At 71.6% G+C, this 18,369-nt stretch carries 19 protein-coding genes; 6 read left to right on the forward strand and 13 right to left on the reverse strand.

The genetic code is table 11. From position 1 onward, the window contains the following. Nucleotides 1-26: 26 nt before the first annotated feature. Nucleotides 27-818, reverse strand: a complete 792-nt coding sequence (locus BM085_RS05530; RefSeq protein ID WP_093885936.1) for a thioesterase family protein — start codon at nt 816-818, stop codon at nt 27-29. Between the two features lie 152 nt (nt 819-970). On the opposite strand from BM085_RS05530, the gene BM085_RS05535 reads away from it, so the two are divergent. Next, on the forward strand, nt 971-1,306 hold the full coding sequence (locus BM085_RS05535) for a hypothetical protein (RefSeq protein ID WP_093885937.1): 336 nt from the start codon (nt 971-973) through the stop codon (nt 1,304-1,306). Between the two features lie 103 nt (nt 1,307-1,409). Further along, the gene (locus BM085_RS05540) at nt 1,410-3,254 is read left to right on the forward strand and encodes a DUF3352 domain-containing protein (protein ID WP_093885938.1); all 1,845 of its coding nucleotides are present in this window, start codon (nt 1,410-1,412) and stop codon (nt 3,252-3,254) included. Between the two features lie 124 nt (nt 3,255-3,378). On the opposite strand, the gene BM085_RS05545 is transcribed toward BM085_RS05540, so the two are convergent. From BM085_RS05545 to clpS, 6 genes are all read right to left on the reverse strand, one after another. Further along, nucleotides 3,379-4,326, reverse strand: coding sequence for a PLP-dependent cysteine synthase family protein (locus BM085_RS05545; protein WP_031159022.1), 948 nt, complete (start codon nt 4,324-4,326; stop codon nt 3,379-3,381). An 84-nt stretch (nt 4,327-4,410) separates the two neighbouring features. Next, nucleotides 4,411-4,689, reverse strand: coding sequence for a MoaD/ThiS family protein (locus tag BM085_RS05550; RefSeq protein ID WP_012888463.1), 279 nt, complete (start codon nt 4,687-4,689; stop codon nt 4,411-4,413). Nucleotides 4,690-4,774: 85 nt separating this feature from the next. Further along, entirely contained in the window at nt 4,775-4,912 is a 138-nt protein-coding gene (locus BM085_RS44200; RefSeq protein WP_177244963.1) for a hypothetical protein, read from the reverse strand. 62 nt (nt 4,913-4,974) lie between these two features. Continuing rightward, a complete protein-coding gene (locus BM085_RS05560; RefSeq protein WP_093885940.1) occupies nt 4,975-5,391 on the reverse strand; it encodes a M67 family metallopeptidase in 417 nt (138 codons plus the stop codon). Nucleotides 5,392-5,400: 9 nt separating this feature from the next. Further along, nucleotides 5,401-5,925, reverse strand: a complete 525-nt coding sequence (locus BM085_RS05565) for a DUF2017 domain-containing protein (RefSeq protein ID WP_093885941.1) — start codon at nt 5,923-5,925, stop codon at nt 5,401-5,403. Nucleotides 5,926-6,021: 96 nt separating this feature from the next. Next, nucleotides 6,022-6,291 carry an ATP-dependent Clp protease adapter ClpS gene (gene clpS / locus BM085_RS05570; protein WP_031159029.1) on the reverse strand — a complete coding sequence of 90 codons (270 nt, stop codon included), beginning with the start codon at nt 6,289-6,291 and terminating at the stop codon, nt 6,022-6,024. Between the two features lie 64 nt (nt 6,292-6,355). Here clpS and BM085_RS05575 point away from each other — a divergent pair, with 64 nt between their 5' ends. The 3 genes from BM085_RS05575 (at nt 6,356) to BM085_RS05585 (ending at nt 9,054) form a co-directional block, all read left to right on the forward strand. Further along, a complete protein-coding gene (locus BM085_RS05575; RefSeq protein WP_245789140.1) occupies nt 6,356-7,639 on the forward strand; it encodes a nicotinate phosphoribosyltransferase in 1,284 nt (427 codons plus the stop codon). 5 nt (nt 7,640-7,644) lie between these two features. After that, on the forward strand, nt 7,645-8,217 hold the full coding sequence (locus BM085_RS05580; protein WP_093885943.1) for an isochorismatase family protein: 573 nt from the start codon (nt 7,645-7,647) through the stop codon (nt 8,215-8,217). A 294-nt stretch (nt 8,218-8,511) separates the two neighbouring features. Further along, a complete protein-coding gene (locus tag BM085_RS05585; protein ID WP_093885944.1) occupies nt 8,512-9,054 on the forward strand; it encodes a hypothetical protein in 543 nt (180 codons plus the stop codon). Between the two features lie 114 nt (nt 9,055-9,168). Here the strand turns inward: BM085_RS05585 and BM085_RS05590 are convergent, their stop codons facing one another. Both BM085_RS05590 and BM085_RS05595 read right to left on the reverse strand, forming a co-directional pair. Further along, entirely contained in the window at nt 9,169-10,485 is a 1,317-nt protein-coding gene (locus BM085_RS05590; protein ID WP_093885945.1) for an MFS transporter, read from the reverse strand. After that, the gene (locus BM085_RS05595) at nt 10,482-11,741 is read right to left on the reverse strand and encodes an aminotransferase class V-fold PLP-dependent enzyme (protein ID WP_093885946.1); all 1,260 of its coding nucleotides are present in this window, start codon (nt 11,739-11,741) and stop codon (nt 10,482-10,484) included. Before BM085_RS05595 ends, BM085_RS05590 begins: the two co-directional genes overlap by 4 nt. Between BM085_RS05595 and BM085_RS05600 the strand changes: the two genes are divergently transcribed. Next, a complete protein-coding gene (locus tag BM085_RS05600) occupies nt 11,740-13,131 on the forward strand; it encodes an aminotransferase-like domain-containing protein (RefSeq protein WP_093885947.1) in 1,392 nt (463 codons plus the stop codon). The genes BM085_RS05595 and BM085_RS05600 overlap by 2 nt on opposite strands. Before the next feature lie 146 nt (nt 13,132-13,277). Here BM085_RS05600 and BM085_RS05605 read toward each other — a convergent pair whose 3' ends face one another. The 4 genes from BM085_RS05605 to BM085_RS05620 form a co-directional block, all read right to left on the reverse strand. Continuing rightward, entirely contained in the window at nt 13,278-15,032 is a 1,755-nt protein-coding gene (locus BM085_RS05605; RefSeq protein WP_177244964.1) for a DEAD/DEAH box helicase, read from the reverse strand. A 218-nt stretch (nt 15,033-15,250) separates the two neighbouring features. Continuing rightward, complete coding sequence (locus BM085_RS05610; protein ID WP_093885948.1) at nt 15,251-16,036, reverse strand: hypothetical protein; 786 nt, start codon at nt 16,034-16,036, stop codon at nt 15,251-15,253. 99 nt (nt 16,037-16,135) lie between these two features. Then, nucleotides 16,136-17,524 carry an MFS transporter gene (locus BM085_RS05615; protein WP_093885949.1) on the reverse strand — a complete coding sequence of 463 codons (1,389 nt, stop codon included), beginning with the start codon at nt 17,522-17,524 and terminating at the stop codon, nt 16,136-16,138. Continuing rightward, nucleotides 17,521-18,357: a zinc metalloprotease gene (locus tag BM085_RS05620; protein WP_245789141.1), complete on the reverse strand. Its 837-nt coding sequence runs from the start codon at nt 18,355-18,357 to the stop codon at nt 17,521-17,523. The genes BM085_RS05615 and BM085_RS05620 overlap by 4 nt, the downstream gene beginning before the upstream one ends. Between the last annotated feature and the right edge of the window lie 12 nt (nt 18,358-18,369).

Here is an 18,369-nt window from a genome sequence, read left to right on the forward strand (position 1 = left end):
GAATCCTCACAACGCTGATTCGTGGCTCAGCCTCTGCCCACCCGGGCGAGCTGGCGGGACTGGGCCACCAGGCGGCCGGCGGAGTCCCAGACCTCGACCTCCTCGTCGAACCAGCCGTCGCTGATCATCCGGCCGCTGCCGAGCAGGGTGAGCCAGCCGGGGGCGGGCAGGGCCCGCAGGTGCCAGGTGAGGTCCACGGTCGGAGCCCAGCCGCGGGCTCCGGCGGAGAAGACCACCGGCGGCAGGGCGTCCACGGCCAGCGCCAGCACGTAGGGGTCGGGGTCCTGCGGCTCGGCCATCCGGAAGTAGGCGCGGGCCTCGGGCCGGCCGGTGGGGTTGCCGTCGAGCCAGCCGACGGTGGGCGGGTCGAACGCCATCTCCATCTGCGCGTTGAGCGTCATGTTCGACTCGGGTTTGGGGGCGGGCAGCACGACGCACTGTTCGACGGGCGGCATGACCGCCGAGGGGCGGTCGGTCCAGTCGGGGGTGACGTCGCCCAGGGTCGCCGTCGTGACGAGCGTCTCGATGAAGGACCTGCCGTCCTGGATCAGGGTGGCCCGGGTCATCGCGGCGGTACGGCCGGCTTTGATCTGCTCCAGCCTGACCTGGGCGGGGCCGGGCCGGGGGGCGCGCAGGAACTGCGCGCTGGTGGTCACCGGATGGCCGTGCGGCGAGGCGTCCACGACGGCGCGCAGGAGCACGGCCATCAGGTATCCGCCGTTGAGCGGCCCGCCGATCGAGTATCCGGGGTCCAGGCACACGTCATAGGTGGTCTCGTCCACCCGGATGGCCTGCGTCGCCTCGTCGAACTTCGTCATCCATGCTCCCGAACCTTGTTCTAGAGCGCTTACTTTACCCAGTCCTCGCCGCTTGCGCCGCACCGACCTCCAACGCGTGCCGCTACCTGGGAAAACGTGATTTCACTGAAAGACTGATAACCATTTTCCGGAGATTTCGCAGGAGGTCGGGGATGGCGGGAGTCGGTGACCTGATCGGTCAGTCGGTGTGGGATTCGGAGGGCGTATGGGTGGGTCAGGTGGTGGACGTCCGGATGGCGAGGAACCGCAGGGCCAACTTCGGCATGCAGCAGCAGTTCACGGTCTCCGGCCTGGTCGTCTCACACCGGCGGGCCCCGGTGATGCTGGGGCTCACGCGTGACCCGGACAACCGGACGAGCTGGCTGTTCAGAATGGCGTTCCGGCTGCTCTACACCGGCAGCAGCCTCGTCTCGTGGGACGCGGTGGCCTCCACCGGCAACGGCGAGATCATGCTGAGAAAACCCGTCAAAACGCTGGAACGAGTCTGATTCCCCTTAGATAGAGCAATCTCCTGGTTAGTTCAATGCAAGCCGCCTGCTACCAATGTGCACTAACTTCTGTATATCCGAGAAGTCCACATTGTGAGTGAGCATGCCTGCCAACAATCCCCCCGACCAGTCGCCTACACCAGGTCAGCAGCCTGACAGGACGATCGCCTACCGTTGGAACGAGGGTGCGCAGCAGAACAGCCAACCGCACGCCCAGGGCCACCCCCAGCAGGGCGGTTATCCGCAGCAGGGCCAGCCCGGCTACCAGCAGCAGCCTGGATACCCCCAGCAGAACTACGGCCAGCAGCAGGGCCAGCCCGGTTACCAGCAGCAGCAGCCGAACTACGGCCAGCCGCAGGGCGGTTACCCGCAGCAGGGCCAGCCGGGCTACCAGCAGCAGGGTCAGCCCGGTTACCAGCAGCCGGGCTACCAGCAGCAGAACTACGGCCAGCAGCCCGGCTGGCAGCAGCAGGGCCCCGATTTCCTCGGTACGGGACAGCCGGCCCCGCCCGCCCGCAAGGGCGGCAAGGGCTGGCTGATCGCGGTGGTCGCCGCCCTGGTCGTCGTCCTCGTGGGCGGCGGCGGCGCCTTCGCGGTCAACCTGCTCAGCGGTGGCGGCACCCAGCCGCACGACGTGCTGCCCGGCAACGCCATCGGGTACGTGCGCCTCGACTTCGACCCGGCCGCCAACCAGAAGCTGGCGCTGTTCAGCATCGCCCAGAAGTTCACCGTCACCAAGGACTCCTTCACCGGTGACGACCCGCGCAAGGCCATCTTCGACCTGGCCAAGAAGAGCGGCTTCGACAAGATGGACTACGCCGCCGATGTCCAGCCGTGGCTCGGCGACCGCGTCGGCCTGGCCGCGCTCCCCCCGGCCAAGAAGGGCGCCGAGCCCGGCTTCGTGGTCGCCGTCCAGGTGACCGACGAGGCCAAGGCGAAGGCGGGAATCGCCAAGCTGATGAACGAGGAGAAGTACGGCATCGCGTTCCGTGAGGACTACGCGCTGCTCACCGCCACCCAGCCGGAGGCCGACCAGGCCGCCAAGGCGGCGCCGCTGTCCGACGACGCCAACTTCTCCGACGACCTGAGCGCCCTGGGCGAGACCGGCGTGCTCTCCTTCTGGATGGACGCCGGCAAGCTCGCCGACCTCGCCTCCGAGATCGCCCCCCAGGATCCCGCCACCCTCGCGCAGATCAAGAACGCCCGCGTGGCCGGCGCGCTCCGCTTCGACGGCCAGTACGTCGAGCTGGCCGGCATCAGCCGCGGGGCGAAGGCCCTGGAGGGCATGGGCGAGCCCGAGCCCTCCAAGATCGGTCAGCTCCCGGCCTCCACCGCCGGCGCGATCTCGATCTCCGGTCTCGGCGACGTGATCGGCAAGCAGTGGGCCCAGATCATGAAGTCGGCCGACCAGGCCGGCGGCGGCGGCAGCTTCCAGCAGTTCGCCAACGAGGCCCAGCAGAAGTACGGGCTGGCGCTCCCCGCCGACCTGGCGACGCTGCTCGGCAAGAACCTCACCCTGGCGGTGGACGCCAACGGCCTCGACGGCGACCAGCCCAAGTTCGGGGCCCGGATCACCACCGACCCGGCCAAGGCGCAGGAGGTCGTCGGAAAGATCGAGAAGTTCCTCGCCGACTCGGGCACCTCGGTCCCGCAGCTCGCCAAGGTCCCCGGTGACGGCACCTTCGTCCTGGCCAGCTCGCAGGACTACGCCGCCGAACTCGCCAAGGACGGCAGCCTGGTCGACGACGAGACGTTCCAGCTCGCGATCCCCGACGCCGGCGCGGCGACCTTCGCCGCCTACGTCGACCTCAACAAGGTCGAGAAGTTCTACCTGGAGAGCATGCAAGGCGACGACAAGGCCAACCTCCAGCAGCTGCGCGCCGTAGGGATCAGCGGAACGCAGTCCGGCACCGACGCCTCCTTCTCCCTGCGGGTCCTGTTCGACTGAGTCCCGTCCGGCCGGGCACCGTCCCCGGCCGGACACGGACGGAGAAGAAGGCGGGCGCCCCGACAGGGCGCCCGCCTTCTCCGTCTACGCCCAGAGTTCTCCGTCTACGCCCAGAGTTCTCCGTCTACGCCCAGAGCTGGCCTTCGAGCCGCTCCTCGGCCTCGTCCAGGGTCCCCTCGTAGGCGCCGGTGGACAGGTATTTCCAGCCGCCGTCGGCCACCACGAAGGCGATGTCGGCCCGCTCCCCGGCCTTGACGGCCTTGGCCGCCATGCCGAGCGCGGCGTGCAGGGCGGCCCCGGTGGAGACCCCGGCGAAGATGCCCTCGGTGGCCAGCAGCTCTCTCGTGCGGCGGAGCGCGTCGCCGGAGGAGACGGAGAATCGGGTGGTCAGCACGTCGGGGTCGTAGAGCTCCGGGATGAAGCCCTCGTCGACGTTGCGCAGGCCGTAGACCAGCTCGCCGTAGCGGGGCTCGGCGGCCACGATCCGCACATCGGGGACGCGCTCGCGCAGGAACCGGCCGACGCCCATCAGGGTGCCGGTGGTGCCGAGACCCGCCACGAAGTGGGTGACGGACGGCAGGTCCTCAAGGATCTCCGGACCCGTCGTCTCGTAGTGGGAGCGCCAGTTGGCCGGGTTGCCGTACTGGTAGAGCATCACCCAGTCGGGGTGCTCCGCGGCCAGGCCCTTGGCGACCCGGACCGCCTCGTTGGAGCCGCCGGCCGCCGGGGAGGAGATGATCTCCGCGCCCCACATCCGCAGGAGCTGGCGGCGCTCCTCCGAGGTGTTCTCCGGCATCACGCAGATCAGCTTGTAGCCCTTGAGCCCGGCGGACATCGCCAGCGAGATGCCCGTGTTGCCGCTCGTGGGTTCGAGGATCGTGCAGCCGGGCCGGAGAAGGCCGTCCTTCTCCGCCTGCTCGATCATCCACAGCGCCGGGCGGTCCTTGATCGAGCCGGTCGGGTTGCGGTCCTCCAGTTTGGCCCAGATCCGCACGTCCTCCGACGGGGACAGCCGGGGCAGGCCGACCAGGGGGGTGCGGCCTACGGAGTCGATCAGTGAGTCAAAGCGCATGGTGTACGGCTTCCGCCTCGTGTCAACAGACAAGGAACATCGGCGGGCGCCGCCGGCCGGTCGGGGCGCGGCGGCGCCGCGCCCCTAGCGGGAGCCGCCGGCCACGGCCGGCAGGACGGTGACCGTGTCACCGTCGGAGAGCGGGGTCTCCAGGCCGCCCAGGAAACGGACGTCCTCGTCGTTGAGGTAGACGTTGACGAAGCGGCGCAGCGCGCCCTTGTCGATGAGACGGTCCTTGAGCCCGGGGTGCCGGGACTCCAGGTCGCCGATCAGCTCGTCGAGCGTCGCGCCCTTGGCGTCGACGGCCTTGGCGCCGTCGGTGTAGGTGCGCAGGATGGTCGGAATGCGAACCTCGATGGCCATCGCGGTCAATCTCCTTGTGTCGTCATGGGAGTACCGCCCCCGGATCAGAACACCGGTGGGTACGGGAGGATTCCAGAACTGCCGGTCAGCGACAGTCGTAGACGACGACGGAGGGGGTGTGCGCGAACAGGAAGCTCTGCACGGCCGTGAGACCCGCGCGCCGGGCCCGTGCGCCGGTACGTGGGATCACGACGTCCTCCAGGCTCGGGTCAACGGTCGACATGGGCATCAGCTTACCCAAGGGGACGATTCCCCTCACGGCCGTATCGGCCACTGGGACGCCGGTCACCCCGGGGTGACCGTCACCTCTTCCTCGGACACCACGCCGTCGACGATCCGGTACGAGCGGAACTCGGCCTCCTCGCCCAGCTCCTCACGGGTGGAGACCAGCACGTAATGGGCGTTCGGCTCGGAGGCGTAGCTGATGTCGGTCCGTGAGGGGTAGGCCTCGGTCGCGGTGTGGGAGTGGTAGATGACCACCGGCTCCTCGTCGCGGTCGTCCATCTCGCGCCAGACCCGGAGCTGTTCCATCGAGTCGAAGCGGTAGAAGGTGGGCGACCGCTCGGCGTTCTCCATCGCGACGAACCGCTCGGGGGAGTCGGAGCCGACCGGCCCGGCGATCACGCCGCAGGCCTCGTCCGGGTGGTCGGCCCGGGCGTGCGCGATGATCTTGTCAACCAGTTCCCGGGAGATCGTGAGCATGTCAGGAAGTTACCAAAGGGCACGGACCAGGGTGTCCTGGAGGTAGGTAAGCCAGTCGTAGGTGACGTACGCCGGATAGCGGGGATCGTCCTCCGTCATCTTGGCGAGCTCGTCGTGGACCTCCTCGGTCACCTCCAGCCGGGTGCCGAGTGCGAGCCGTACGTCGTTCAGGGCGCGCATCCACGCCTGCGCCTGCTCCTGGGTGAGCTCGACCCGTCCGGGCTCGGCGCTGTCGAGCATGGTCTGCGCGTCGGCCCGCTTGCCGTCGCGCAGGGTCGCCTCGGTGTAGCGGCGGAACTCGGCGGACTGCTCGGCGTCCTCGTAGGCCGAGGGGAACAGCCGGGCCAGCACCGGATCCGCGGACTGCTCGGAGGGGCCGATGCCGAGCGCGCGCTCCAGCGGGTCGTCCCCGGTCTCGCCGGGCTCGATCAGGCCGAGGATCTGGGAGACCAGCGAACGCAGGATCGAGACCTCGGCGGCGTCGAAGACGGTGATCACGCCGCCCTTGCGCCCCCGCTTGAACCCTGAACTCACCGCTCGCTCACCGCTCCTCGCCCGTTTCCGGCAAAACCCGCTCCCCCGCCGCCCCGGGGGAGACCGCGGGACGGGCGGCGGCGGATCCGCCGCCGCTCATGAATCTCGCTGCACGGTGGCCCAGAGACCGTAGGAGTGCATGATCTGCACATCGCGCTCCATCTCCTCGCGAGTGCCGCTGGACACCACGGCTCTGCCCTTCTGGTGCACGTCGAGCATCAGTTTCTCCGCCTTCTCCTTCGAGTAACCGAAGACGGACTGGAAGACATACGTGACATAGGACATCAGGTTGACCGGGTCGTTCCAGACGATGGTCAACCATGGCAGATCAGGCCGGACGTCGATCGACGGACGCTCGACCTCCATTGGAGCGGTGCTACCCACATACACCAGTCTGCCCTACGGCGGGCTTAGTCTTCGACTCGTGATGATGAGCATGAGCAGTGCGTTGCTGACAGATCACTATGAGCTGACGATGGTGCAGGCGGCGTTGCGCAGTGGAGCCGCGTCGCGACGCACGGTCTTCGAGGTGTTCGCCCGGCAGCTCCCCGGCGGACGGCGCTACGGGGTGGTCGCCGGCGCCGGCCGCGTGCTGGACGCGCTGGAGGACTTCCGGTTCGGCGACGAGGAGCTGGCGTTCCTCCGGGACAACCAGGTGGTCGACGCCCCCACCCTGGACTTCCTCGCCGGCTACCGCTTCTCCGGCGACCTGTACGGCTACCCCGAGGGCGAGTGCTACTTCCCCGGCTCCCCCATCCTGACCGTGGAGGGCACCTTCGCCGAGGCCGTACTCCTGGAGACGGTGATCCTGTCGATCCTCAACCACGACTGCGCGATCGCCACCGCGGCCTCCCGCATGGCCCGCGCCGCCGGGACCCGGCCGCTCGTCGAGATGGGGTCGCGCCGCACCCACGAGGCGGCGGCCGTGGCCGCCGCGCGGGCCGCCTACCTGAGCGGGTTCGCCTCCACCTCCAACCTGATGGCCGGCCACCGGTACGGCGTGCCGACCGCCGGCACCGCGGCCCACGCGTTCACCCTGCTGCACGACTCGGAGAAGCAGGCCTTCCAGGCCCAGATCGACTCGCTCGGCGAGAGCACCACGCTGCTGGTCGACACCTACGACGTGGCGGAGGCCGTACGGACCGGCGTGGAGCTGGCGGGCCCCGACCTGGGTGCCGTCCGCCTCGACTCCGGCGACCTGGCCGAGGTCGCCCACGAGGTCCGCGCGCAGCTCGACGCGCTGGGCGCGGACAAGACCCGGATCCTCGTCACCAGCGACCTGGACGAATACACCATCGCGGCGCTGTCCGCCGCCCCCGTGGACGCCTACGGCGTCGGCACCTCGCTGGTCACCGGCTCCGGCGTGCCGACGGCCGCGCTGGTCTACAAGCTCGTCGCCCGGGAGGACTCCAACGGGATCATGCAGCCGGTGGCCAAGAGATCGGTGGGCAAGCCCAGCCGGGGCGGCCGCAAGGAGGCGTTCCGGCAGCTCGACCCCGCGGGTACGGCGGTCGCCGAACTGGTCACCGTCTCCGGCGAGCGGCCCGAGAGCTCCCGTCCCCTCCAGGCCGAACTGCTCCGCGACGGCGAGATCGTCGGCCGGGAGGGGCTGGACGCGGCCCGCCTCCGGCACCGCCGGACCGTCGCCGAGCTCCCCGCCGAAGCCCACCAGCTGTCCCGGGGCTACGCCGCCATTCCGACCGTGTTTGACTGACTTCCATGGCAACCGCACTGATCATCGTCGATGTCCAGAACGACTTCTGCGAGGGGGGCAGCCTGCCGGTGGGCGGCGGCGCCGAGGTCGCCGCGGCCATCTCCCGGCACGCCGCCTCGCACGACTACGACCACGTCGTGGCCACCCGTGACTTCCACGTCGACCCCGGCGAGCACTTCGCCGCCGAGCCCGACTACCTGAGCTCCTGGCCCGCCCACTGCGTGGCCGGGACCCCGGGCGCGGAGTTCCACCCCGCCTTCGACACCGCGAAGGTCGAGGAGGTCTTCAGCAAGGGCGCCCACGCCGCCGCCTACAGCGGCTTCGAGGGCAGTGCCCCCGACGGCACGGCCCTGGCCGACTGGCTCGCCCGGCGTGGGGTGAGCGCGGTGGACGTCGTCGGCATCGCCACCGACCACTGCGTGCGCGCCACCGCCCTGGACGCGGTCGGCAACGGCCTGGCCGTACAGGTGCTGCTGGACCTGACCGCCGGGGTGGCCAGGTCCACCACGGACGCCGCGCTGGCCGAGCTCGGCGCCGCCGGAGCCCGGCTCAGCGGCGAGCCGGTGGTCCGCGGCTGAACCCGCGGCCCCGGCTCCGGGCGCCCCGGACCGGCCGGTGAACCGTTCCGGCACCGGCCCGGTTCACCGACCGGTCATGACATCCTCCCCTCCCTGAGGGGAGGGGATTCCCACGGTCGCCCGTGAGACTTCCTGTCCCACCGCCGGATCGCGCGCCGCGTTTCCTCCTCCGCCCGAGGACGGGGCTGTCCACGCCCAAGAAGATTTGATGAAACCCCCAAGATGGCAACTACCTCACGTGACAGGAGTATTACGGAGAGTCGTAGTCCTCTGATCTCACGGTGGTGACCGCCCATGCTCGTGCTCGGTGTCTCGTGGCTGATCCTGGCCCCCCTGTGCCTGTGGCTGCTCCTGCGCGGCAACGGCGCGACCCGGCTGGGCAGCGTGGTCGCGCTGGCCGGGCTGGAGGCCGCCACGATCTGGGTCAACGGCACCGCCCGGGTCTCGCCCGTTCCGGTCGCTCGCACTCCGGTCGTGAGCGCCCCGGCGGTGACGACGGCCGGGAGCACGACCTCCTGCACCTCCAGGCTGCCCGCCCCCGAGCGGGCGCTGCTGGACCGGCGGCAGGGCGCACTGCGCGCCGTGACGCTCTTCTGGACGGCCGCCGCGCGCGAGTGCGACCACGCGACCGTCGTCCTGCACCGTGAGCGCCGCGGCGTCAAGGTCTGGCTGCACGAGGGGCCGATGCGGCACCGGCCCGCGGGCGCCCGGACGCTGCCGGTGAGCGTGGCCGGCGGCACGGCCTCCGTGCAGGTCCCTGTGGCGCCGCCGCTGCCCGGCAAGGGCGGCTTCGGCGCGATCGACGGCCGCACCGGTCGCCCGATCGCCTCTCCTTGAGGCGGTTCTGGCCCGCGACGGCCACGCCGCCTTCGCGGCCGGTCCGCGTACGGGGCGCCGGTGCCCCACACGCGGACCTCGCGGGAACCGTCCGCGCCCGATTGACGCTCCTTCTTATCCCCGCCCTTGCGCCGCGCCGGCCACGGGGTCTTGCACCGCCGCCGGCATGTCACGGAGCCGGCTCACCGGGGAGACGACGAGCGCGACCACCACGGCGGCGGAGCCGACGGCGGCCACGGTCAACGCGGCCTTGGGGCCGATCTCGCCGGCGAGCAGGCCGGCGGACAGTCCGCCGAGGGCGCCTCCGCCGAACAGCAGCGTGCGGAACACCGCCGTCATCCGGCCCATCATCGACTGAGGAGTGCTGGTCTGGCGCAGGCTGACGATGATGACGCCGGCGACGCCGAGTCCCAGGTAGGTGACGAAGAAGGACAGGGTGAACATCCCCACCATCACCGGCCTCGGGCCCGCCGACAGGACGATCAGCGCCGGGCCCAGGAGAAGAGCCGACTGCGCGACGGAGTAGACCGTCCCGAGTGGGAACCGCCCGATCAGCTTCCGGGAGATCACGGCGCCGAGCAGGCCTCCCACGGAGGCCGTCGCGAAGATGCCGCCGAGGGTCGTCGAGGCCAGGTTCAGGTCGCGCGTGCCGTACAGCAGGAACATGGTCCAGACGGTGACCATGGAGAAGTTGCAGCAGAACCCGACGAGTGCCAGCGCCCGCAGGATCGGGTTGCCGAAGACCCAGCGCAGGCCGTCGCGCAGTTCCGTCGGCAGGTGCCGCTCGGCGGGGGGCTCCGGGCGCGGCTCGCGGGTCCGGATCAGCAGGAACGAGACCACGGACACCAGGTAGGAGAACGCGTCGACGATCAGCGCCACCGGTGCCGTCAACACGCCGACCAGGACGCCGGCGAGCCCGGGACCGGCCACGTCGGCCGCCGAGGAACTGATCCCCATCTTGGAACCGGCCTCGACGTAGTGCTTGGGATCCTTTACGAGGGTGGGCACATAGGACATCCAGCTCACGTCGAACAGCACCGATGCGACGCCGACCGCGCACGCGATGACCAGCAGCGACCCGATGCCGAGGACTCCCAGCCAGTGCAGGATCGGGATGAGGGCGAGCAGGACCATCCGGGTGAGATTGGCCGCGAGCATGACCCGCCGCCGCCGGACGCGGTCGACCCAGACCCCGAACAGCAGGGCGAGCCCGATGTAGGGGGCCAGTTGCAGGAACCGCAGGACGCCGACCTGCTCGTCGGTGGCATGGAAGGCGTAGATGGCGGTCAACGGCAGCGCGAGGCTCGTCACCTGGGCTCCGAGCAACGACAGGGTTTCGCCGAGCCAGAACCTGAGGAAGTCGCCGTTGCGCCACAGGCTTTCCCGCGGCGACGGGGCCGCCGCCTCGGTCCGAAGTCCGGCGCTCGTCACCGATCGCCCTCTCGGCGCCGGGCGTGGCCGTCGGCGCCGCTCAGGTCCGCGACCGCGGCGGCGACCTCGTCGACCTCCTCCTCGGTGTTGTAGTAGTGCGGCGACAGCCGCAGGCACCACTCGACGTCCTTGTCACCGAAGTCGAACTGGGCGAACTCGCGGAAGCTGAGTGCCGAGTTGACGCCTCGCGCGTCCATGGCGGCCTTGAACGGCTGCGGCTGCCAGCCGTCGATCGCGAAGGTGACGATGGCGCCCAGTCGCGGGCCGCGGTCGAGCACCCGTACGCCGGGGACGGCGGCGAGCCGGTCGCGCAGCCGGGCGGCGAGCAAGGGGGAGCGCCGCGCGATGGCCGCGACACCGACCTGGCGGGCGTAGCGTGCGGCGGCGGCGCAGCCGAGCACGGCGGCGTAGGGGAACTCCCAGTCCTCGAACCTGGCGGCGGAGTCGACGGGCCGGTAGCGGTCCGGTTCGACCCAGCGGGCACCGTACATGTCGATGAACAGCGGTTCGTAGCCTTCGCGCAGGACGCGGTCGGACACGTACAGGAAGCCCGAGCCCCGAGGGCCGCGCAGGAACTTCCTGCACGTGGAGGTGAGCAGGTCACAGCCGATCTCGGCCACGTCGACCGGATACTGGCCGACCGACTGGCAGGCGTCGACCAGGTACAGCAGGTCCAGTTCGCGGCAGTGCCGGCCGATCTCGGCGACGGGCTGGACCAGGCCGGAGTTGGTGGGGATGTGGGTGGCGGCCACCAGCCGGGGCCGGTGCTCGCGCATCAGCGCGGCCATCGCCGCCACGTCCACCCCGCCCTCCGGCGCGTCGGGCGCGTGCACGACCCGTACGCCGAACCGCTTACCCAGGGACAGGAAGGCGATCTGGTTGGAGATGAAGTCGTTGCGGGTGGTGAGGATGACGTCCCCGGACTCGAAGGGGATCGCCGACAGCGCGGTGGTGTAGGCGTGGGTGGCGCTGCTGGCGAAAGCGATGTTGCCGGGTCCGCAGTTGATCAGGGCGGCGATCTCCGTGTAGAACCCGCGCACCTCCTCGGCGCGGGCGGCCGACGCCTCGTAGCCGCCGATCTGAGCTTCCAGGTTCAGGTGGTCGATCATCGCGGCCAGCACCGGGGTGGCCGGCAGGCCGCAGCCCGCGTTGTTGAAGTGCACGACCCGGCCGCAGCCAGGGGTGTCGGCCCGCAGCGCCGCGACGTCCAGTAGTGATTCCGGGAAAATGTCAGAAGTGCTACTGTTATCTATCATGAAAGACGGTAGCACTTCTGGCGAGCTGGCAGCCATCCTGCGCGCGTCGCTGGCCCGGATGTCTCCTGGCGATCGGCTGCCGAGCAGCCGCGAACTCATCCAGCGCCACCGGGTCGGCCCGGGGACCGTGTCACAGGCGATCGCGCTTCTGGCGGCCGAAGGCGCCGTGATCACCCGCCCCGGCATCGGCACGTTCGTGGCGCCGCGCGCGCGGACGGGCGGCCAGGTCGCCGACACCGTCTGGCAGACGGTCGCGCTCACCGACCGGGCCGTCGACACCGGCTCGGTCACCGACGCGCTCGGACCGCCGCCCGCTGGGACGATCATGCTGGACGGCGGCTACATGCACGGCTCCCTGCAGCCCACCCGGGCCCTGAGCGCGGCGCTGGCGCGCGCGGCGCGCCGCCCCGGCGCCTGGGACCGTGCCCCCCTCAACGGTCTGGCCCCGCTGCGAGCCGTGTTCGCCCGCATGGCCGGCGCCGGCGTGACGCCGGAAGACGTGCTGATCACCGCGGGCGGGCAGAGCGCCCTGTCGATGGCGGTGCGGGCCATCGCCGGGCCGGGCAACCCGATCCTGGTGGAATCGCCCACCTACCCGGGAGCGATAGCCGCGGCCCGAGCGGCGGGGCTGCGCCCGGTCCCGGTACCGGTTGACGATGACGGTCTACGGCCCGACCTGCTGGCCGAGGCGTTCGCCATGACCGGCGCGCGGCTGCTGTACTGCCAGCCGACCTACCACAACCCGACCGGAACAGTGCTGGCGCCCGAGCGCCGCCGCCAGGTCGTCGACGTGGCCCGAGCCGCGGGCGCCTTCGTCATCGAGGACGACTTCGCCCGGCATCTCGGCCACGGCGGACCGGTGCCGCGGCCGTTGGTGGCCGACGACCGCGACGGCACGGTCGTCCACCTGACCTCGTTCACCAAACCCGCCGCACCGAGTCTGCGCATCGGGGCGCTGGTGGCCCGCGGGCCGGTGATGGAGCGGATGCGCGCGATCCGCCTGGTCGACGACTTCTTCGTCACCCGCCCCCTCCAGGAGGCGGCGCTGGAGCTGGCCGGCTCCCCGTCGTGGGACCGGCACCTTCGCGCACTGGCCACCGCGCTGCGAGAGCGCTGCGCGAACCTGGCGGCCGCCGTCGCGCGCGACCTTCCCGACTGGACCGTCACCCGGTTGCCCTCCGGCGGCCTGCACCTGTGGCTCCGCCTGCCGTCCGGCACGGACGACACCGTGGTGGCCGGCGCCGCCCGGCGACACGGCGTCGCGGTCAGCGCCGGCCGCCGCTACTTCGCCACCGAACCACCGGCGGCCCACCTGCGGCTCGGCTTCGCCGCCACCAACGACCTCGCCGAACTGGCCGAAGGTGTGCGCCGGCTGCGGCAGGCCCTGTGAACGAGCGACACCCTCCGGTCCCGGCGGCCTCATGACCCCGGACGACGTCCCCGTGCCTTCGCCGGGGCCGGGGGCTTCCGGCGCGGCGATCGAGGACACGCGCCCGGCCGCCTCGGTGAACGGCGGCCGGTCCGGTGAACGCCCCGCTACTGGCGGGACCGCTGGGTGGCCCATTGACGGATCTTGTCGATCCGCTCCTGGACCTGCTCGGCGGTGGCCTGCGCGATGGCCGGGCCGCCGCAGGCCCGGCGGAGCTCGGCGTGGATGACGCCGTGGGGCTGGCCGGTGCGGTGGTTCCAGGCGCCGACCAGGCCGTTGAGCTCCTTGCGCAGGTTGGCGATGAGCTCGTGCGGGGCGAGCTGGGGCTCCTTGGGCTCGGGCCGGTTCCGCTGGGCCTTGAGCTGGTCGGACTGGCGCTTGCTCAGCAGCGTCCGCACCTGGTCGGGCTCCAGCAGGCCGGGCAGTCCGAGGAAGTCCTCCTCCTCGGGCGAACCGGGCTCGGCGGCGGTGCCGAACTCGCCGCCGTCGAAGAGCACCCGGTCGAAGGTGGCGACCGCCTCCAGCGTCTCGAAGGGCAGCTCGTCACCCAGGACGTCGGGGTTGTCCTTCGCGCGCTGGGCGTCTTCGAGGAGGAAGTCGTCCAGGCCCTCCTCGGGCAGGCTGCGGTCGAGCACGTGGTCGCGCTCGGCCTCCATCTCACCGGCCAGCCCCATCAGGGTGGGCACCGAGGGCAGGAAGACCGAAGCCGTCTCGCCTCGCTTGCGCGCCCGGACGAAGCGGCCGACGGCCTGGGCGAAGAACAGCGGGGTCGAGGTGCTCGTGGCGTAGACCCCGACGGCCAGCCGGGGGATGTCGACACCCTCGGAGACCATCCGGACCGCGACCAGCCAGCGGTCGTGGGACGCGGAGAACTGCTTGATCTTCTTTGACGCCTCGGGGTCGTCGGAGAGCACGACCGTGGCGCCCTCACCGGTGATCGCACGGATGTGCTTGGCGTAGGCCCGGGCGGTCTCGTGGTCGGTGGCGATGACCAGGGCGCCCGCGTCGGGCACGACCCTGCGCACCTCGGTCAGCCGCCTGTCGGCCGCGTGGAGCACCTGGCGGATCCAGTCGCCCTTGGGGTCGAGCGCGGCCTTCCACGCCTGACCGAGCTGGTCCTTGGTGAGCGGGGTGCCGAGGGTCGCGGCGATCTCGTCGCCGGCGCGGGTCCGCCAGCGCATCTCGCCCGCGTAGGCGAGGAAGATGACCGGCCGGACGACGCCGTCGGCGAGCGCCGGGCCGTACCCGTAGGAGTAGTCGGAGACGCTGCGCCGGATGCCCTCGCCGTCCTCCATGTAGGTGACGAACGGGATCGGGTTGACGTCGGACCGGAAGGGCGTGCCGGTCAGCGCCAGGCGCCGCGCGGCGGGCTCGAACGCCTCCCGCACGCCGTCGCCCCAGGACTTCGCGTCGCCCGCGTGGTGGATCTCGTCGAAGATGACGAGCGTCTTGCGCGCCTCGGTCCGGGCGCGGTGCAGCGCCGGGTGCATCGAGATCTGGGCGTAGGTGACGGCCACTCCGGCGTAGTCACGCGAGGTCGCGCCCTGGCTGTTCTTGAATTCGGGGTCGATGGCGATGCCGACTCTGGCCGCGGCGTCCGCCCACTGCTGCTTGAGGTGCTCGGTGGGTGTGACGATCGTCACAGCCCTGATGATCCCTCGCGACAGGAGGTCGCTGACGATGCGCAGCGCGAAGGTCGTCTTGCCCGCGCCGGGCGTGGCGACCGCGAGGAAGTCACGTGGCTCACGCCTGGAGTACAGGTCAAATGCCTCCTGCTGCCAGGCACGGAGCTTCGGCGCGGTGCCCCAGGCGGCACGGTCCGGATACGAGGGGGACAGGTGGGATGCGGCGGAAGTGCTCACAGTGTCCCCAGCGTAATCTGAGTCGCCGACAAGACGTGCCGATCCGCCGAGATCCTCGCCAAGATCGCCTCCGCGTGCTAGAGGTCCCCCCGCCCCCGTACGGCTGCGCCCCCGGCGCCTCCCGGCGCCCGCGGACCACCCCGCCGAGGGCGCTCACCGGGCCTTCCGGGCAGGCCGCCACGGGCGCCCGGCAGGCGTTCCCGGCCGGCCCGCCGCGTCTAACGGACTCCGGCGATCACCGTGTCGATCTCGGCCCGCCGCCGGGGATCGTCCGGCTGAGCCATCCCCACCACGACGACCGGCCGCTTTCCGGCACCCGTGAGAAACACCACACGGAGATAGGCCGGCCGGTTGACGACGTCGCGGTACTCCGCCCGCAGGGAACGGCTGTGGCCGGTCCGTCCGCCCACGGTGACCGCCCGGTCGTCGACGACCTTCACCTCGTCGCCGTGGAGCAGCAGCCGGGCGTACAGGTCGGTGAGCTCCACCGTGGCCTCGCGCACGTCGGCCACCGGCTCGGCCGGCCTGGACATCACGGTCACCGCCCCGTCGCTGCCCGCCACCGAGGTGAACTCGGTGACCGGCGGCATCGTGCCCGTCCGCCAGCCCTCGGGCAGCGGGTACGCCACGCCCGCGAGGGGATCGCTCACGCCGGCGGGCGGCGGGGCGGCGGGCAGGAGCCGGGGGGCCAGCAGGACGCCCCCGGCGACGACGGCCGCCGCGCCGGCCGCCAGAGCGGTCGCCCCGAGCAGGCGGCGGCGCAGCCGGTCCGGGATCCGGCGGCGGCGGGGCGGGGCCGCGGGCGTGCCGTACCAGCGGGCCGAGGGCGGCAGGTCGTCTTGTGGCGGGTCCGCGGCGGGCTGCCGCCCCTCGCCCCCGGCCCCCTCCGGAGGCCACGCTCCGCGCCCGCCGGGGCGCTCGGGCTCCGCCGCCGGCCGCACCCGGCCCCCGGCCCCGCGCCCGGGGTCCTCCGGCTGCCACGCCTGGTGAGGGCGCTCGTCCACGACGCCTCCTCCCGGCGGTCACGGTCCTATCCGTCCTACCATGCCTTCCGGGGCGCGGTCCGGCTATAGGTGATCGTCGTTATGGGAGGGGCCGATGAGTCAGGAGGCGTCTCGCATGCGTCCGGCCACGATCACCCCGAGCAGTCCCACGGCGGCCATCAGGACCACGATCGTGGTGTAGCCGGTGGCGATGTCGTCGTGGCCGATCAGGTTGATCAGGACGCCGCCGAAGCCGATCGTGAGCGCGCCGCCCAGGGTGTCGACGACCTGGAGGGCGGCGGAGTTCGCGCCCTGCTCGGCGTCGGGCGACTGGCGCATCGCGGTGACGTTGACGCTGGTGATGCCGATGCCCATGCCGAATCCGGCGACGACCCAGGCCGGCACAGCGACCCAGGCGGTGAGGGCGGGCACGAGCGCGAGCAGCGTCAGCAGGATGCCGGTGGTGACGGCCGTGGCGCCGAGCCGCACCAGCCGGGGCCGGTCGTAGGCGCGGCGGGTCTGCAGGTAGGAGCCGGTCGTCCAGCCCAGGGCCCCGATGGTGAGCGCGACCCCGGCCTCGATGACCGACAGGCCGCGCACCTGGGTGAGGAGCAGCGGGATGAACGCGTTGACCCCGAAGAACGCCGAGGCGAGGATCCCGCGCATCATGACCGTGGTGGGCAGGCCGCGGCCGAACCTGAGCGCCCGGGGAGGCAGCAGCCTGGGCAGGCCCACGGCCAGCGCGACCAGTCCGGCGGCGGTGGCGATCCCGCCGGGCACCGGGGTGTCGTGCAGCCGGTCCACTCCGTACAGCAGCACCCCGGCGCCGCCCGCCGTGGCCGCGGCCGCCAGGGTCATCGCCAGCGGCCGGGAGCGGGGGCCGGTCGCCGGCTCGGGCGACGGGCCCTCCCCGGTGCGCAGCGCCGGCAGCAGCATCAGCAGGGCCGGGATCACCAGCGGCACGATCCCGTAGAAGACCCAGCGCCAGCCGACCGTCTCCGCGATGATCCCGCCCAGGCCGGGGCCGACCAGCGCGGGCAGCACCCAGGCGGCGGACAGGGCGGCGAACACCCTGGGCCGCACCTCGGGAAGGTAGACCCGGGCGATCATCACGTAGATCGCCACGATGACCGCGCCGCCGCCCAAGCCCTGTACGGCGCGCGCCACGATGAACAGTTCCTTGGAACCGGCCGCGCCGGCCATGGCCATGCCGACCACGAACAGGCCCACGCCGAGCAGGAAGGGCAGCGCGTGACCCCGCCGGTCGGACCAGAGGCCCGCGACGACGTTGGCGAACAGGCCCGAGATGAGGAAGGCCGAGAAGCTCATGCCGTACAGGTCGAGCGCGTCGAGGTCCTCGGAGACCGCGGGCATCACCGCGCCGATGGACATGCCCTCGAAGGCGATCAGGGTGACGACGAGCAGGATGCCCAGGGTGGCCGTGCGGTAGTCGGAACCGAAGATCCGGGGAGGTTCGTATGGAGCGTCAAGCGTCTTCGGTGCTGTCACCCATCAAGGGTAGTGTCCGGCGCCGGGGCGCGGTAAGCGGCCCACATCTCGTGCATCCGGGCCGCCTGACCGGTGGTGAACTCCGACATGCAGCGATCGTGGGAGTAGTCCATGAAGTTGTGGATCGGATCGGGTTCGCCGCCCCTGCAGGTGTCCATGCGGGCCGGGCAGCCCTCGGTGGGCTTGCCCTGCGGCGGGGTGTCGGCGACCCCGTCGCCCGGCGCCTCGCAGCCCTTCTCGAAGGTGTGCAGCAGCCCGAGCCAGTGGCCGATCTCGTGGACGCCGGTGAACCCCCGGTCGAAGTTGCGCAGGGACCCGCCGGGCAGGCTGCGCCAGTCGATGACCACGCCGTCGCGGCCGGGCTCGGTCCGGTACCAGTAGGGGTAGGTGGAGTAGCCGAGCACGAGCCGGCTGAGCTGGGCGATGTAGAGGTTGAGGGTCTCCGCGCCGCCCTTGCGCCCCCGTTTGATCGACGACTCGTAGGTGACCGGATCCCGGAACCAGGTCACGTTGTCGGTCCGGGTGAGGCCGTCGAGGCGGAACTGGATCCCGGTGTCCACGCCGCCGAGCCGGCCGGAGTAGGCGGCGTTGAGCGTGTCGATCTGGCGGCGCACCGCGGTGTCCTGCGCTCCCAGGGGGCCGGCGGAGATGACGTGCACCCAGGTGGAGACCGTGATCGGCGTCCAGGGCCCGAGGCGCATGGCGGACTGGCGCCGCGCCAGGTCGGCGAGCATCTCGGCGGCCTGCTCCGGGCCCGGCGCCCGCGGCTCGGGCACCCGGCCGGGGGCCGTGACCCGCACGGCCGCGGCACACCCCGCGGGGGGCTCGCTCACAGCGGACGCCGA

The sequence above is a fragment of the Streptosporangium canum genome, from assembly GCF_900113865.1.
In the GTDB taxonomy this organism is placed as follows: domain Bacteria; phylum Actinomycetota; class Actinomycetes; order Streptosporangiales; family Streptosporangiaceae; genus Streptosporangium; species Streptosporangium canum.

What these genes read in the sequence shown, in the direction of transcription:
- BM085_RS05530 (WP_093885936.1), bottom strand. Translation starts at nt 818, where the DNA reads ATGACGAAGTTCGACGAGGCGACGCAGGCCATCCGGGTGGACGAGACC.
- BM085_RS05535 (WP_093885937.1), top strand. Translation starts at nt 971, where the DNA reads ATGGCGGGAGTCGGTGACCTGATCGGTCAGTCGGTGTGGGATTCGGAG.
- BM085_RS05540 (WP_093885938.1), top strand. Translation starts at nt 1,410, where the DNA reads ATGCCTGCCAACAATCCCCCCGACCAGTCGCCTACACCAGGTCAGCAG.
- BM085_RS05545 (WP_031159022.1), bottom strand. Translation starts at nt 4,326, where the DNA reads ATGCGCTTTGACTCACTGATCGACTCCGTAGGCCGCACCCCCCTGGTC.
- BM085_RS05550 (WP_012888463.1), bottom strand. Translation starts at nt 4,689, where the DNA reads ATGGCCATCGAGGTTCGCATTCCGACCATCCTGCGCACCTACACCGAC.
- BM085_RS44200 (WP_177244963.1), bottom strand. Translation starts at nt 4,912, where the DNA reads ATGTCGACCGTTGACCCGAGCCTGGAGGACGTCGTGATCCCACGTACC.
- BM085_RS05560 (WP_093885940.1), bottom strand. Translation starts at nt 5,391, where the DNA reads ATGCTCACGATCTCCCGGGAACTGGTTGACAAGATCATCGCGCACGCC.
- clpS (WP_031159029.1), bottom strand. Translation starts at nt 6,291, where the DNA reads ATGGAGGTCGAGCGTCCGTCGATCGACGTCCGGCCTGATCTGCCATGG.
- BM085_RS05575 (WP_245789140.1), top strand. Translation starts at nt 6,356, where the DNA reads ATGAGCATGAGCAGTGCGTTGCTGACAGATCACTATGAGCTGACGATG.
- BM085_RS05580 (WP_093885943.1), top strand. Translation starts at nt 7,645, where the DNA reads ATGGCAACCGCACTGATCATCGTCGATGTCCAGAACGACTTCTGCGAG.
- BM085_RS05585 (WP_093885944.1), top strand. Translation starts at nt 8,512, where the DNA reads ATGCTCGTGCTCGGTGTCTCGTGGCTGATCCTGGCCCCCCTGTGCCTG.
- BM085_RS05600 (WP_093885947.1), top strand. Translation starts at nt 11,740, where the DNA reads ATGAAAGACGGTAGCACTTCTGGCGAGCTGGCAGCCATCCTGCGCGCG.
- BM085_RS05595 (WP_093885946.1), bottom strand. Translation starts at nt 11,741, where the DNA reads ATGATAGATAACAGTAGCACTTCTGACATTTTCCCGGAATCACTACTG.